Consider the following 13,930-nt stretch of genomic DNA (forward strand, 5'->3'; position numbering starts at 1 on the left):
TCCGGCGGGGGTGACGGGCGACGGCGGGCGGCGGGCGGCGGGCGGCGGGCGGGTCAGAACGGGTGGACGCCGATGGACGTGGCGGGCGGCGGGCCGTAGCCCTCGGCGACCCGCTGGTGGTAGGTCTCCCGCCCGACGACCTCGAGGCCGACGATCTCCCACGGCGGCAGCTGGGCGGTGCGCCGGTGCTCGCCCCACAGCCGCAGGGCCAACGCCGCCGCGTCGTGCAGGTCGCGCGCCTCCTCCCAGTACCGGATCTCCGCGTGGTCGGCCGCGTAGCGGCTGGTCAGCAGGAAGGGATGGTCGTGGGCCAGCCGTTCCAGCCCCCGCCGCACGTCGGCCGGCGGGGTCGCCGGGCCGGCCACGCTGAGGATGATGTGCCACAGCCGTGGCTCCTCGTCCGCGACGCGGACCAGGTGGTCCTCCGCCCTCCTCGGCTCCCCGAGGGCGGTCCGGCCCCCCTCGACGCTGGCTAGACGTCTCACCTGCGGCCTCCTGACTGGTGCTGAAGTGACGCATGCGGCGCGGTGCTGGAGCGGCACCACGAGAAGTGCAGCAGTTCGCCCGCGCCGGCGGGGCCGATTCGGGAAACCTCCCGGCTCGCGACGCCTCCTTCACACATCGGCCACGTCGCGCCGGGCGGACCCGGCGGCGCCTCCCCGGCCGCCCGGACCCCGGGGGACGCGGCCGCGACTACGCGCGGAGCAGCACCAGATCGTCCCGGTGGACGACCTCGCGCTCGTACTCGGGGCCCAGCTCGCGCGCCAGTTCCCTGGTGGAGCGGCCGATCAGCCGGGGGATCTCGCGCGCGTCGAAGTTGACCAGGCCGCGGGCCACCGCCCGGCCCGTCCGGTCGCGCAGCTCGATGGGATCGCCCGCGATGAAGTCGCCCTCCACGGCGGTGATCCCGGCCGGCAGCAGCGAGCTGCGCCGCTCGGTGACCGCCCGCACCGCCCCGTCGTCCAGCGTCACGGCGCCGCGCGGGGTGGAGGCGTGCGCCAGCCACAGCAGCCGGCCCGTGGAGCGGCGGCCGGTGGGGCGGAACCGGGTGCCGGTGACGGTCCCGGCCAGGGCGTCGGAGGCGTGCCCCGCGGACGTGAGCACCACGGGGATGCCCGCCTCGGTGGCGATCGCGGCCGCCTCCACCTTGGTGACCATGCCGCCGGTGCCCACCCCGGCCCGGCCGGCCCGGCCCAGCTCGATGCCGGCCAGGTCGGCCGGCCCGGCGACCTCCTCGATCCGGGTCGCACCGGGGCGGGACGGGTCTCCGTCGTAGAGCCCGTCCACGTCGGAGAGCAGCACCAGCAGGTCGGCCTTGACGAGGTGGGCGACGAGCGCGGCCAGCCGGTCGTTGTCGCCGAACCTGATCTCCTCGGTGGCCACCGTGTCGTTCTCGTTGACCACCGGCATCACGCCCATGGTCAGCAGCTGCTCCAGGGTGCGGTACGCGTTGCGGTAGTGGGCCCGGCGGCTGGTGTCGTCGGAGGTCAGCAGCACCTGCCCGACACGCCGTCCGTAGCGGGCGAACGACGCGGTGTAGCGGGCCAGCAGCAGCCCCTGCCCGACGCTGGCGGCGGCCTGCTGCCGCGCCAGGTCCCGGGGCCGCCTGGTGAGGCCCAGCGGGGCGAGCCCCGCCGCGATGGCACCCGAGGAGACCAGTACGATCTGCTTTCCGTCCTGTTTCACCAGCACATCGACGAGTGCGTCCACCCGGTCGGCGTCCAGACCGCCGGCCGCCGTGGTCAGCGAGGATGAGCCGATCTTGACGACGATCCTGCGGGCGTCCCTGACGTCCTGCCGTGCCGCTGTCACTGTGCTCCCTCGCCTGCCGTGCCGGCGCCGCCCCTGGGCGCGGCCCGCACGGACCTCTCGCTCGTCCCGGCCACTCTGCTCGCGCGTCAGGACCCCTGTCCGTAATCTATGCCAATGCACCGGGAGGCCGCCCGTGCATTTCCCCCCACCCCCACCTACCTCGCGACCGACGCCGTACACCCCCTGTCTCATCCCTCCGGAGCATTAGCTGTGCCTGCTGCTGGACCGACCCTTCGCCGCACCCTGCAATGGACCTCACTCGTCGCGCTCCTCGGCTGCTTCGTCGTGCAGCTCTTCGGCGCGCAGCTGCCCAGTTCGGGCCCGCTGATCGTCGCGGCGGCCGCCGGCCTGCTGCTCGACCTGGCGCTGCGGCAGTGGTTCCCCGGCCCGCTGAGCACGCTGGCCAAGCTGCACTGCGACGAGAGCGTCAGACAGCTGCTACGCGACCTGCTGACGCTGATGGCGCTGGTCCAGCTCACCGACATAGGAGGTGCGGCGCGGATACTGCTGGTCAGCGGCCTGCTGTGCTGCTACGGCGGCCACTACCTCACCCGCGCGCTCGCCGTGCTGGTGCGGCGCACCCGGACGCTGCCGGTGCTCACCCGCAACATCGACACCTCCGAGCTGAACCTGCCGGCGGCCCCGCCGGCCCTGCTGACGAAGTCGGCCCGACGGCAGCTGCTGTTCTCGGTGCCTGCGACCGCCGGCATGCTGACCACCATCGCCACCGACGACGGGGGCTGGGGCATGGCCGGCGTCGGCCTCTCGCTGGCGCTTTTCGTGGCGAGCGCCGGATACCTGGCGACCTGGCTGCTGCCCGCCAAGCGCACCCCGAGCGAACAGCGGGTCGTCGACTGGTTCGGGCGCTGGCTCGCGGACTACCGTCCTGACGTCGGCCTCTACTTCTCCGGCGGCTCCTCGACCGCGTACCAGGCCAACATGTGGCTCTCCACGCTGTCCGCGCTGGACGGCCGGCCGGTGATCGTGCTGCGCGAACGCGGCATGATGCAGCTGATCGCGGCCACCGACGTGCCGATCGTCTGCCTGCCGCGGGTGGCCCAGCTGATGATGCTGGAGAACTCCACGCTGAAGATGCTGCTGCACCCGGCGAACGCCCCCAAGACCTCCCAGGTGCTGCGCATCCCCACGCTCAAGCACGCGTTCACCAACCATGGCGAGAGCGACAAGCTGTCCAGCTGCAACCCGTACGCCAAGGTCTACGACGAGGTGTGGGTGGCCGGCCCCGCGGCCCGCCGGCGGTACGCGGAGGCCGAGGTCGGCGTGGACGACCGCGACGTGGTGGAGGTCGGCCGCCCGCAGCTGGCGCCGATCCTGCCGTACGCGGGCCCGCCGGCCGCCGAGGGCCCGATCACGGTGCTGTACGCGCCGACCTGGGAGGGCTGGACCACCGACCCGGGCAACACGTCGCTCATCCTGGCCGGCGAGAACATCGTCCGCGCGCTGCTGGCCGACCCCCGGGTCCGGCTGCACTACAAGCCGCACCCGATGACCGGCAGCGTCGACTCCCGGGCCCGCGCCGCGGACCAGCGAATCCGGGCGATGATCGCCGAGGCGAACGCCGCCGGGGCCAGCGCGGCGCACCCCGACCAGGCGGCGCGCGAGGCCGAGCTGGCCCGGCGCACCGCCGAACTGGACGCGCTGACCGCGACGGCGTTCCGGCCGAACGCGGACGAGGTGGAGCGGATGAGCGTGCAGGGCGCACCGGAGTCGGGCCGGGCGGAGGCCGTCGCGGCGGCCTCGGACGCCTGGCGGACGGCGTTCTGGGCCGCCCAGCCGCCGGCCGGCCACCTGGTGCTGACCGGGCCGCGCCCCGACATCTACACCTGCTTCAACCAGGCCGACCTGCTGGTCTCCGACGTGTCCAGCGTGGTCTCCGACTTCCTGGCCAGCGCCAAGCCGTACGCGGTGGCCAACACCAGCGGACTGACCGAGGAGGAGTTCAAGGCGGCGAACCCGACGGTCCGGGCGGCCACGATCCTCACCCCCGAGGCGGACGGCCTGACCGAGCTGCTCGCGGCGGTCGTGGACCCGGCGCTGGACGAGCTGGCCGAGGAGCGCGCGGTGCTGAAGGAGTACCTGCTCGGGCCGGCCGAGCCGCCGTCGCTGGCGCGTTTCCGCAAGGCGGCCCGCGCGCTGTGTGCGGCGGCGGACGCGCGGCGCGCCCGGCACCCGCAGCCCGGCGAGGCCGGGGAGGCCCAGTCCCCCGCGCCACGGGAGTCGACGACGGCCACGGTGGCGCGCTGAGCGCTTCCCGCGGTGTCGCGTGGGAGCCCCCGGAAGTCTGGGGCGCTCCCCCCGCGGTGCGGCGCCGGATCGGCCCCTGGCTCCCCTAGCCGGTCGCCGCCTGGCGGTTCAGCCAGGCGGCGACCGGGTCGACGACCTCGGCCAACGCCGCCTCGGTGGTGATGCCGGCCTTCTTGGGGATGACGAACGAGTGGTCCCCGTGCGGCACCTCGATCAGCTCCGTGCCGCGCGGAAACTCGGCGGGCGTGCCGAAGGTGTCCCGCCCGCCCTGCACGACCAGCACGGGCACGTCGGCCCCGCTCAGCTCGGCGACGCGGGTCTTCTCGGGCCGGCCGGGGGGATGCAGCGGGAACGACAGCGCGAGCACGGCGCGGGCGCCGAGGGTACGCGCCGTGCGGCAGGCAACGCGGGCGCCGGCGCTGCGCCCGCCGGCGATGACCGGCAGGCCGGGCCCGTCCAGCGCCGGCCACAGCGCGGTCCAGGCGGCGTCCAGGGTGCGCGGGGCGGGCGCGAGCCGCTTGCCGGCGACGCGCCAGGGCTGCTCGACCAGCGCCACGGTGACGCTCCGCTCGGGCAGCTCGGCGGCCAGCAGCACCAGATCGGCCGCCTCGACGCCGCCGCCGGCGCCATGCCCGAGGGCCAGCACGACGCGGGCGTCCCTGGCGCGATGCCAATGGATCCGGGCGTCACCCTGCGGCGTCTCCACGGTCTCGCTGCGCTCGCTCATCCCCCCAGTCTGTCCGTTCCGACGCCCCCACCCCACACCGGCTCGCCCGGCCAAGCCGGGCGCGGAGCACCCCGGGACCGGCCCAGCCCACCATCCCCGGGACGGCGCCAGCCGCGCCACGCCGAGTATCGGCCCACCGCCCGGGCGCGGGGCGCCCTGAGGCGACCGCACAGGGCAGGCCCCGCCCGCAGGTGTCAGGTGACCCAGCGCCCAGCGCGTCGGCACCAGCGAACCTGCCAGCTGCCGCGCGCCCGCCAACGCGACGCCGGCGCCCGAACACAACCCGGCCGCGCACCAGCCCACCGCCCGGGCGCGGGGCGCCCTGGGATGGCCTCAGCGCGCGCAGCAGCCCAGCCGGGCGCGGAGCCGCCCCCGGGGAGCGCGGTCACCCCACTCGACCGGACCGGTCCCGGCGTCGCCGGCGTGCGGTGGCCCAACGCCTGGCGCGGTGCGGGGTCCGCCCGGCAAGGGCTACTCGGGGTCGGCGCGTTCTGCCTCGCGGTCGCGGCGGCGTTGGACCGCGGGGCGGAGTTCGTTCAGGCGGTGGTCCTCGCCGCGGCGGCCGAGCATCTCGGCGCCGCCCACGACGGACGGCTCCCAGTCGAAGACGACCGCGTTGTCCTCGGGCCCGATGGCCACGCCGTCGCCTTCCCTGGCGCCGACCCGGAACAGCTCGTCCTCGACGCCGAGGCGGTTCAGCCGGTCGGCGAGGTAGCCGACGGCCTCCTCGTTGGAGAAGTCGGTCTGCCGCACCCAGCGCTCGGGCTTCTCGCCGCGCACCCGGTACAGCGCCTCGCCCTCGCGGCTGACCGTGAAGCCCGATTCGTTGACGGCCTGGGGGCGGATGACGACCCGGGTCGCCTCCTCGCGGGGCCGCCGCGCGCGGGCCTCCGAGACCAGCGCGCCGAGCGCGAACGAGAGCTCGCGCAGGCCCTTGCGGGAGACCGCCGACACCTCGAAGACCCGGTGGCCCTTGGCCTCCAGCTCCGGCCGGACCAGGTCGGCGAGCTCCTGGCCCTCGGGGATGTCCGTCTTGTTGAGCACGACCAGCCGCGGCCGGTCCGCGAGCCCGCCGTACTGCGCCAGCTCGGCCTCGATGACCTCCAGGTCGGTCAGCGGGTCCCGGTCCGACTCCAGGGTCGCGCAGTCCAGCACGTGCACCAGGACCTCGCAGCGCTCGACGTGCCGCAGGAACTCCAGGCCCAGGCCCTTGCCCTGGCTGGCGCCGGGGATGAGTCCCGGCACGTCCGCGACGGTGAAGACCGTGGTGCCCGCGGTGACGACGCCGAGGTTCGGCACCAGCGTGGTGAAGGGGTAGTCGGCGATCTTCGGGCGGGCCGCCGACAGCACCGAGATCAGCGACGACTTGCCGGCGCTCGGATAGCCGACGAGCGCGACGTCGGCCACGCTCTTCAGCTCCAGCACCAGCTCCCGGCCGGTGCCCGGCACGCCGAGCAGCGCGAAGCCCGGCGCCTTGCGGCGCGGCGACGCGAGGGCGGCGTTGCCGAGGCCGCCGCGGCCGCCCTGGCCGGCGACGAACGTGGTGCCCTCGCCGACGAGGTCGGCCAGCACGTTGCCCCGGCGGTCGAGCACCACCGTGCCGTCGGGGACCGGCAGGACCAGGTCCTGGCCGTCCGCGCCGGTGCGATGGCCGCCGGCGCCGGGCCGGCCGTTGGTGGCCTTGCGGTACGGCCGGTGGTGGTAGTCGAGCAGCGTGGTGACGTCCAGGTCGACGACCAGGACCACGTCCCCGCCGCGCCCGCCGTCACCGCCGTCCGGCCCGCCCAGCGGCTTGAACTTCTCGCGGTGCACGGAGGCGCAGCCGTGGCCTCCGTTGCCCGCGACGACGTGCAGTTCGACGCGGTCCACGAAGGTGGTCATGGATGCACCTCCCAGTGCGGTTCGTGCGGATGCCGCCGTGCGGCAACGCCGAGGGCGGACCGGCCTCCCACCGGGAGGCGGCCCGCCCTGGGACGTGAGCTGGTGGGTGTTACTCGGCGACCGGGACCACGTTGACGACCTTGCGGTCGCGGGACCGGCCGAACTGCACGGTGCCGGCGCGCAGCGCGAACAGCGTGTCGTCGCCGCCACGGCCCACGCCGTTGCCCGGGTGGAAGTGCGTGCCGCGCTGGCGGACCAGGATCTCGCCCGCGTTCACCAGCTGGCCGCCGAAGCGCTTGACGCCCAGGTACTGGGGGTTGGAGTCGCGGCCGTTCCGAGTGGACGAGGCGCCCTTCTTGTGTGCCATCTCGCTTGTGTCCTTACTTCGCGGCCGGGGCGGGGATCTCGGTGATCTTCAGCTGGGTGTGCAGCTGACGGTGACCCATCCGCCGGCGGTAACCGGTCTTGTTCTTGAACTTCTGGATCCGGATCTTCTCGCCCTTGTGGTGGTCGAGGACCTCGGCCTGGACCTTCACGCCGGCCAGCACCCAGGGGTCGCTGGTGACGGTGTCGCCGTCCACCACGAGCAGGGTGGAGAGCTCGACGGAGTCGCCGATCTCCTTGCTGGCCATCCGGTCAACCTCGATGACGTCCCCGACAGCCACCTTCTGCTGCCGGCCGCCGGTGCGCACGATCGCGTACACGCGCCAACTCTCTCTCGCTCGTCGTGGAATCCCTGATGCCAGCCAGCCAGGCGCCCTCGACCCACGCGGGGTCCTGGGGGTGGGCTCGGCCTCTCCCGCGGCGCGGACTGACGCCCGGTCGGTGCGGGAGGCGGATGCTCAGGAACCTGGCGCGTCTGGCGACACGCCGATCACCCAGAATACGGAGGCGCCGAGAAGCTGGTCAAATTCGCCGACCGGCCTCCCGGCGCCTCCCTGGTGCGCGTTCGTCCCGTCAGTCCTCGGTGGACGCCGAGACCGAGGGCTGCTGCTGCTGCTCCGCCGCGGCCGTGGCCTGCGCCGCGGTCTTCTTCGCGGTCTTCTTGGTCGCCGCCTTCTTGGTCGCCTTCTTCGCGGCGGCCTTCTTCGCCGGCGACTTCTTGGCGGCCTTCGCCGTCTTCGCCGCCTTGGCGGTCTTGGCCGCCTTCTTCGCGGTCTTCCTGGCGGTGCCAGGGGCGACGACGGTCACCGACGCCTCCTCCGCGCCCTCCGGGGAGCCCGCGGGCGCGGACACCCGGCGGCGGCGCGGCCCCTCCGGCTCGGCGCCCGGCTCGCCCGCCGTGGGCTCGGGCCCGGCCTCGGCCGGCTCCGGCTGCCCCTCGGGGGTCTCGCCGGCGGCGATCACCAGCACGCCGGCCTCCTCCGTGCTCTTCGGCGAGCCGGCGGGAACGCTGACCTTACGGCTGCCCCGCCGCCGGGCCGGCGGCGCGGCCGGGGCCTCCTCGGCGGCCACGTCGCGCTGCTCCTCGGCGACGGCCTCCGCCCGGGTCTCGGCCTGGGCCGCCGCGGGGGTCTCGGCGGGGGCCTCGGCCGCGGGCCGGGACACGGTGTCCGCCTCCGGCGGCGCCGACTCGGCGGCCGGCGTCACCACCGTCACCGCCTCCTCGGCCGCCTTGGGCGGGCCCGCCGGAACGCTGACCTTGCGGGCGACCCGGCGCCTGCGGCGCCGCTCGCCTGGCTGCGCCTCCGGCTCCGCGACCGGCTCGACCGTCTCCGCGGGCTCGACGACCGCGGTCTCCTCGGCCGGCTCGGGGAGCCGTTCGGGCACCGTCGTCTCGACCGGCTCGGGCTCCTGGGCGACGGTCTCCTCCCGCTGCTCCGCGGCAGGCGCCGCGGCCGCGGCGGCCTTCGCCTTCTTCCGGGACCGCTTGCCGCCACCGCCGCCGTGCACGTGCGGCTGCTCCATGTGCACGATGACGCCGCGCCCGTTGCAGTGCGCGCAGGACTCGGAGAACGACTCCAGCAGCCCCTGCCCGACCCGCTTCCTGGTCATCTGCACCAGGCCCAGCGAGGTGACCTCGGCGACCTGGTGCTTGGTGCGGTCCCGGCCCAGGCACTCCAGCAGCCGCCGGAGCACCAGCTCCCGGTTGGACTCCAGCACCATGTCGATGAAGTCGATCACGATGATGCCGCCGAGGTCGCGCAGCCGCAGTTGGCGCACGATCTCCTCGGCCGCCTCCAGGTTGTTCCTGGTGACCGTCTCCTCCAGGTTGCCGCCCTGCCCGGTGAAGCGGCCGGTGTTCACGTCGATGACGACCATCGCCTCGGTGCGGTCGATCACCAGCGAGCCTCCGCTGGGCAGCCACACCTTCCGGTCCAGGGCCTTCATCAGCTGCTCGTCGATCCGGTAGGTGGCGAAGACGTCCACCTCCGAGTTCCACTTCTGGAGCCGCTCCGCCAGGTCGGGCGCCACGTGTGCGACGTAGCCGTGGATCGTCTCCCATGCCTCATCGCCGGAGACGATGACCTTGGAGAAGTCCTCGTTGAAGATGTCCCTGACCACCCGGACGGTCATGTCGGGCTCGCTGTAGAGCAGCGACGGCGCGTTGCCCTTCTTGGCCTTGCGCTGGATGTCCGCCCACTGCGCCTGGAGCCGCTCGACGTCCCGGGTCAGCTCCTCCTCGCTGGCGCCCTCGGCCGCGGTGCGCACGATGACGCCCGCGTCGTCGGGAACGATCTGCTTGAGGATCTGCTTCAGCCGGGTCCGCTCGGTGTCCGGCAGCTTGCGGCTGATGCCGGTCATCGAACCCTCGGGCACGTACACCAGGTAGCGTCCCGGCAGCGAGATCTGGCTGGTCAGCCGGGCGCCCTTGTGGCCCATCGGGTCCTTGGTGACCTGCACCAGGACCGGCTGCCCGGACTTCAGCGCGGTCTCGATCCGGCGCGGGCCGCTGCCGAGGCCCAGCGCCTCGAAGTTGACCTCGCCGGCGTAGAGCACCGCGTTGCGGCCCTTGCCGATGTCGACGAACGCCGCCTCCATCGAGGGCAGCACGTTCTGCACCTTGCCGAGGTAGACGTTGCCGACGTACGAGGTGGCCTGCTCGCGGTTGACGAAGTGCTCGACGAGGACGCCGTCCTCCAGCACCGCGATCTGGGTGCGCTCGCCGTGCTGCCGCACCACCATGACCCGTTCGACGGACTCGCGGCGGGCCAGGAACTCGGCCTCGGTGATGATCGGCACCCGGCGGCGGCCCTGTTCCCGGCCCTCCCGGCGGCGCTGCTTCTTGGCCTCGAGGCGGGTGGAGCCCTTGATGGACTGCACGCCGTCCGAGGACTCCGACTCGTCCTTCCTGCGGCGCGGCTCGCGCACCTTGACGACGGTGCGCTCCGGGTCGTCGGAGGTGCCGCCGCCCGACTCGCCGGAATCGCCGCTGCGGCGCCGCCGGCGCCGGCGGCGCCGGGAGGACCCGGAGCCGCCCTCGCCCTCGGCGGAGTTCTCCTGGCCGGAGTCCGCCTCCTCCGCCTCGGTGTCCTCGCCCGCGTCCGCGTCGCGGTCGTCGGCGTCGTCCTTCCGCTCGGACCGCGCTCCGGAGGAGCCGGCGGCCTCGGCCGCCCGCTCGGCGGTCTCACCGCGCCGGCGGCGGCGACCGCCGCGGCGCCGGCGGCGGGTGGGGCGCTCGGACTGCTGCTCGTCGTCCGCGTCGGCGGAGTCCTCGGCCTCGTCGAGGTCCTCCGCCTCGTCGGCGGTCTCCTCGGTGACGTCGTCCTCGTCGGTCTCGACGTCCTCGTCCTCGTCCTCGACGACGGCGTGCTCGGCCGCCGCGGCGGCGGCGCGCTCCGGGGTCTGGAACATCGGGGCCTGGAACACGGGCGCCTGGAACACGACGGTCGGCGCGGCGGGCACGGCGGCCAGCGCGGGCGCCTTGCCGGCGGCCCCGGCGTCCGCCGCGTCCTGCTCGTCGGCGTCCGGCGAGGCGACGGGCTCGGCGGGCTCGGCGGGCTCCGTCGCCGGCTCGGAGGTGGCCTGCGGGGTGCCCTCGGGAGTGACCGCAGCGCGGGTGGCCCGCCGCCGGCCGCGGGTCCGCGGCTTGGCCTCGGGCTCCTCGTCGGCGGGCGCCTGGCCGGCAGGCTCGGCGCTCGGCGCGGGCTGCTCGTCGGCGTCCGCGGAGGCGGCGGTCTCGTCGGGGCCGGCCGCCGCGCGGGTGGCACGGCGCCGGGTGCGGGTCCGGGGCTTCGTCTCCGGGGCCTCCGCCGCCTCGGGCGCGGACGCCTCGGCAGCGGTCACGGGGCCGGCCTCGTCACCGGCCGACGCGGACCCCTCGGCAGCGGGTTCGGGAGCCGCCGGGGTCTCGGCGGCCGGGGGCGTCTCGGGGGCGGCCGCGGCGCGGGTGGCACGGCGCCGGGTGCGGGTCCGGGGCTTGGCCTCCGGGGCCTCCGCCGCCTCGGGCGCGGTCCTGTCCTCGGCCGCCGCGGATCCCTCGGCGGCCGGTTCGGGAGCCGCCGGGGTCTCGGGTGCCCCCGCGTCACCGACCGTCACCGAGGGCTCGGGCGCGGGAGGGGTGGCGGCGGCGCGGGTGGCACGGCGCCGGGTGCGGGTCGGGGGTTCCGGTGTCGACTCGGCCGGCTCGGCCGGCTCGGTGGACTCCTGGCGGGCCGCGGGCACCGCCGCGGTCCCGGCCTCGGCGGTCTCCGTCGCCGCCGCGGAGGATGTGACGCGCGTGGCGCGACGCCGGCCGCGCGCCGGGGCGGCCGGCGGCTCGACCGCGGGCTCCGCGCCGAGGTCGCTCGTGGTGCTCTCGATGGGGTCGGTGGTGTCGCTGGTGGTCTCCGCGCCGGCCGTGGTGGCCGGCGGGCCCGCCGGGCTGCTCGCCACGCGACGGCGGCGGCGGGGCGGCAGGGTGTCGCTCGGTGTGGTGTTGTTGTCGCCGTCCACGTCCGTGGACTGGTTGGGCTCGTGCATGCGGGCGGTTCTCCCGTCACGCCCCCGGGCGCCACGCCTCAGGGGGCGGGCGCCGCTCGGGAGCTGTCGTGTCGCTCACCGGTTCCGGTCCGTCATGGCCCGGCTACGGCGAAAGTCTTCTGGTCGGTGCGTCCGCCGGAAGTGCTGGGCCCGAGTGGCTCTCTGGCACCAGGCGCCTCGGCGGCGCAGCAACGGCATCGCTAGACGGCGATCTCCGGCGCCGCCGCGGTCCGCTGGGCAGCGTCGCGGTCGGGCGCGAACGGATCGGTCACCGTGCCGGTCTCCTCATCGAGCGGCCCCTGCGCCAGCCTGGTCACCGCTGCGGGGACCGGCGGCGCCAGGTCGGCCGTAGCGCGGAGACCAGACAGGACGTCGTCGGGTCGCACGGCAGGTGTGAGATGCCGTACTACCAGGCGCAGTATCGCACAAGGGCGCGCCCCGGGCCCATCGGACCCGCCCGTCGTGACCGTCAGTGACACCACGGCGGCCCGAGCGTCGAAGGTGCGCATGCCCTTCTTCGTCTGCCGTCGCACCTCCACGACGTCGGCGGCGAGGAAGGCGCGGACCGCGCGCTCCGCCTCCTCCGGCGCGACGCCGTCGAGCCGCAGCTCCCAGGCGGAGGCCACGAGCAGCTCGGCGAAGTCGGGGACCTCGACGGGCACGGCGTCGACGATGTCGAGGCCGTCCGGCATCGACGCGTCCAGCCGGGCCCGCAGCGTCTCCGGGTCCTGCGGCGTGGTCAGGGCGATCTCCAGGTACTCGGCCTCGCTGGCGGTACCGGTGGGTGCCGCGTTGGCGTACGAGACCTTGGGGTGTGGGGTGAACCCCGCGGAGTACGCCATGGGCACCCCTGCCCGGCGCAGCGCCCGCTCGAACGCGCGCTGGAAGTCACGGTGGCTGGTGAACCGCAGGCGGCCACGCTTGGTGTAGCGCAGTCGGATGCGCTGCACCGCTGGCGCGGGCGGCGGCCCCGCGGGCTGTCGCTTCCCCAGTGTTCTCGTCCCTCGTGCGTACCAGTGGCCCGGCATGCGGGCCGTTGCTTGTCTTCCAGACTACGTGCCCCGGGTGTCGATCCAGTAGCGCAGCTTCTCGCCCCTGCGGTCCTCGTAGACCCCGCCGCCCGCCTCGATCACCTTCCGGGAGGCCACGTTGTCGTGGTCGCAGGTCACCAGGACCCGGTCGAGGCCCAGGTCACGGGCGACCGGGAGGGAGGCGCGCAGCATGGCGGTGGCGTGACCGCGACGGCGGGCGGAGGGGCGCACGTCGTATCCGATGAGGCCGCCCCAGTCCAGCAGCCGGGGGGTCAGGCGGTGCCGGATGGTCAGCCGGCCGAGGAAGATCTCCCGCCGTTCGCCCGCGACGTACCACAGGGTGGTGGTCGGCACGTGGCCGGCGGGACGCTCGGTCTCGTCGCGGGCCAGCGCGTGGGTGCGCTCGACGTACTCGGCGAAGACCGGGAGGGCCTCCCAGCGGGGGTGGTAGCGGAGGATGTCGGCGCCCAGCGTCGAATCGTCCCCGAGCCCGCCGCGTCCCTCCGCCTCGTATTCCCTGACCGCTTCCAGGAAGGAGGCGTGGACGCTGGTGGTGGGCGGTATCAGGTCGGGCACCGCTTCATCCTCGGACGCGGAGGCCGCGACGGCAACCCGGTTCCCAGCGGTCAGACGATCGTTCCCGGTTCGGCGAGCCAGCGGGTCTTGAGGTCGGCGTACCGCGCGATCGTTTCGAAGTCGCGATCGTAGTGGAGGATCGTGAGGCGGTGATGCTGTGCCGTCACCGCGACGAGCAAGTCAACCACCCCGGCCGAGCGCAGGCAGCCGCCGTGCGCGAGCCTCTCCTGCAGGTCGTGCACCCGTCTCCAGGCATCGTCCGGAACCAGCCGCCACGTGTACATCTGGTCGAGCCCGTCTGACATCTCCTTGTACTGCGCGGCGGAGCGGGCGGAGTAGAGCAGCTCGGACTTGGTGGGGTCGCAGATCGAGATTCGCCCCTCCTCGGCGAGGTCTCCCCATCCGGTCTGGTTCTCAGCGACCCGGGGGAACCGGGAACAGGCCGAGGTGTCGATCAGGAAACAGTCGCGTCCTCCACCGCCCATGCGCCGCGCACCTCCCTCTTGAATCCCGGCTCCCTCGCCTTGTCGAAGGCTCCTTGTCTGTCGAGCTCGATCAGCGCCTCCAGTGCCTTTCGTCGGCGTGCGCGGGCCGCGACGGCCGCGAGCGCCGCGTTGACCGTGTCCTTCTTGGTCTTGGTGCCCAGGACTTCCGCGGCGAGTGCCAGCTCTTCGTCATCGATGTCGATCACGGTCTTGGCCATGCGGGACCTCCTGGTGGGTGGGGAACATGTCCA

At 74.6% G+C, this 13,930-nt stretch carries 12 protein-coding genes; 1 reads left to right on the forward strand and 11 read right to left on the reverse strand.

All coding sequences use genetic code 11. The features are described 5' to 3' along the window. Positions 1 to 53: 53 nt before the first annotated feature. Both ABGB06_RS30250 and proB read right to left on the reverse strand, forming a co-directional pair. Positions 54 to 416, reverse strand: a complete 363-nt coding sequence (locus ABGB06_RS30250) for a hypothetical protein (protein WP_347595696.1) — start codon at positions 414 to 416, stop codon at positions 54 to 56. Between the two features lie 277 nt (positions 417 to 693). Beyond that, positions 694 to 1,812, reverse strand: a complete 1,119-nt coding sequence (proB, locus tag ABGB06_RS30255) for a glutamate 5-kinase (RefSeq protein ID WP_347595338.1) — start codon at positions 1,810 to 1,812, stop codon at positions 694 to 696. Between the two features lie 210 nt (positions 1,813 to 2,022). Between proB and ABGB06_RS30260 the strand changes: the two genes are divergently transcribed. Beyond that, positions 2,023 to 4,077 carry a hypothetical protein gene (locus ABGB06_RS30260; RefSeq protein ID WP_347595341.1) on the forward strand — a complete coding sequence of 685 codons (2,055 nt, stop codon included), beginning with the start codon at positions 2,023 to 2,025 and terminating at the stop codon, positions 4,075 to 4,077. Positions 4,078 to 4,162: 85 nt separating this feature from the next. On the opposite strand, the gene ABGB06_RS30265 is transcribed toward ABGB06_RS30260, so the two are convergent. From ABGB06_RS30265 to ABGB06_RS30305, 9 genes are all read right to left on the reverse strand, one after another. After that, positions 4,163 to 4,804, reverse strand: coding sequence for an alpha/beta family hydrolase (locus ABGB06_RS30265; protein WP_347595344.1), 642 nt, complete (start codon positions 4,802 to 4,804; stop codon positions 4,163 to 4,165). A 471-nt stretch (positions 4,805 to 5,275) separates the two neighbouring features. After that, complete coding sequence (obgE, locus tag ABGB06_RS30270; protein ID WP_347595347.1) at positions 5,276 to 6,685, reverse strand: GTPase ObgE; 1,410 nt, start codon at positions 6,683 to 6,685, stop codon at positions 5,276 to 5,278. A 109-nt stretch (positions 6,686 to 6,794) separates the two neighbouring features. Continuing rightward, positions 6,795 to 7,052, reverse strand: coding sequence for a 50S ribosomal protein L27 (gene rpmA, locus ABGB06_RS30275; protein WP_347595350.1), 258 nt, complete (start codon positions 7,050 to 7,052; stop codon positions 6,795 to 6,797). 13 nt (positions 7,053 to 7,065) lie between these two features. Further along, positions 7,066 to 7,389 carry a 50S ribosomal protein L21 gene (gene rplU / locus ABGB06_RS30280; RefSeq protein WP_347595353.1) on the reverse strand — a complete coding sequence of 108 codons (324 nt, stop codon included), beginning with the start codon at positions 7,387 to 7,389 and terminating at the stop codon, positions 7,066 to 7,068. A 253-nt stretch (positions 7,390 to 7,642) separates the two neighbouring features. Continuing rightward, complete coding sequence (locus ABGB06_RS30285) at positions 7,643 to 11,587, reverse strand: Rne/Rng family ribonuclease (protein WP_347595356.1); 3,945 nt, start codon at positions 11,585 to 11,587, stop codon at positions 7,643 to 7,645. A gap of 200 nt (positions 11,588 to 11,787) precedes the next feature. After that, the gene (locus ABGB06_RS30290; RefSeq protein ID WP_347595359.1) at positions 11,788 to 12,537 is read right to left on the reverse strand and encodes a TIGR03936 family radical SAM-associated protein; all 750 of its coding nucleotides are present in this window, start codon (positions 12,535 to 12,537) and stop codon (positions 11,788 to 11,790) included. 102 nt (positions 12,538 to 12,639) lie between these two features. Further along, positions 12,640 to 13,194 carry a GNAT family N-acetyltransferase gene (locus ABGB06_RS30295; RefSeq protein ID WP_347595362.1) on the reverse strand — a complete coding sequence of 185 codons (555 nt, stop codon included), beginning with the start codon at positions 13,192 to 13,194 and terminating at the stop codon, positions 12,640 to 12,642. 50 nt (positions 13,195 to 13,244) lie between these two features. Then, on the reverse strand, positions 13,245 to 13,679 hold the full coding sequence (locus ABGB06_RS30300) for a PIN domain nuclease (RefSeq protein WP_347595365.1): 435 nt from the start codon (positions 13,677 to 13,679) through the stop codon (positions 13,245 to 13,247). Next, complete coding sequence (locus ABGB06_RS30305) at positions 13,649 to 13,897, reverse strand: type II toxin-antitoxin system VapB family antitoxin (protein ID WP_347595367.1); 249 nt, start codon at positions 13,895 to 13,897, stop codon at positions 13,649 to 13,651. Before ABGB06_RS30305 ends, ABGB06_RS30300 begins: the two co-directional genes overlap by 31 nt. Between the last annotated feature and the right edge of the window lie 33 nt (positions 13,898 to 13,930).

It is taken from the genome of Streptomyces sp. B6B3, assembly GCF_039871525.1.
Lineage (GTDB): Bacteria > Actinomycetota > Actinomycetes > Streptomycetales > Streptomycetaceae > Streptomyces.

What these genes read in the sequence shown, in the direction of transcription:
- ABGB06_RS30300 (WP_347595365.1), bottom strand. Translation starts at nt 13,679, where the DNA reads ATGGGCGGTGGAGGACGCGACTGTTTCCTGATCGACACCTCGGCCTGT.
- obgE (WP_347595347.1), bottom strand. Translation starts at nt 6,685, where the DNA reads ATGACCACCTTCGTGGACCGCGTCGAACTGCACGTCGTCGCGGGCAAC.
- rpmA (WP_347595350.1), bottom strand. Translation starts at nt 7,052, where the DNA reads ATGGCACACAAGAAGGGCGCCTCGTCCACTCGGAACGGCCGCGACTCC.
- ABGB06_RS30305 (WP_347595367.1), bottom strand. Translation starts at nt 13,897, where the DNA reads ATGGCCAAGACCGTGATCGACATCGATGACGAAGAGCTGGCACTCGCC.
- ABGB06_RS30285 (WP_347595356.1), bottom strand. Translation starts at nt 11,587, where the DNA reads ATGCACGAGCCCAACCAGTCCACGGACGTGGACGGCGACAACAACACC.
- ABGB06_RS30265 (WP_347595344.1), bottom strand. Translation starts at nt 4,804, where the DNA reads ATGAGCGAGCGCAGCGAGACCGTGGAGACGCCGCAGGGTGACGCCCGG.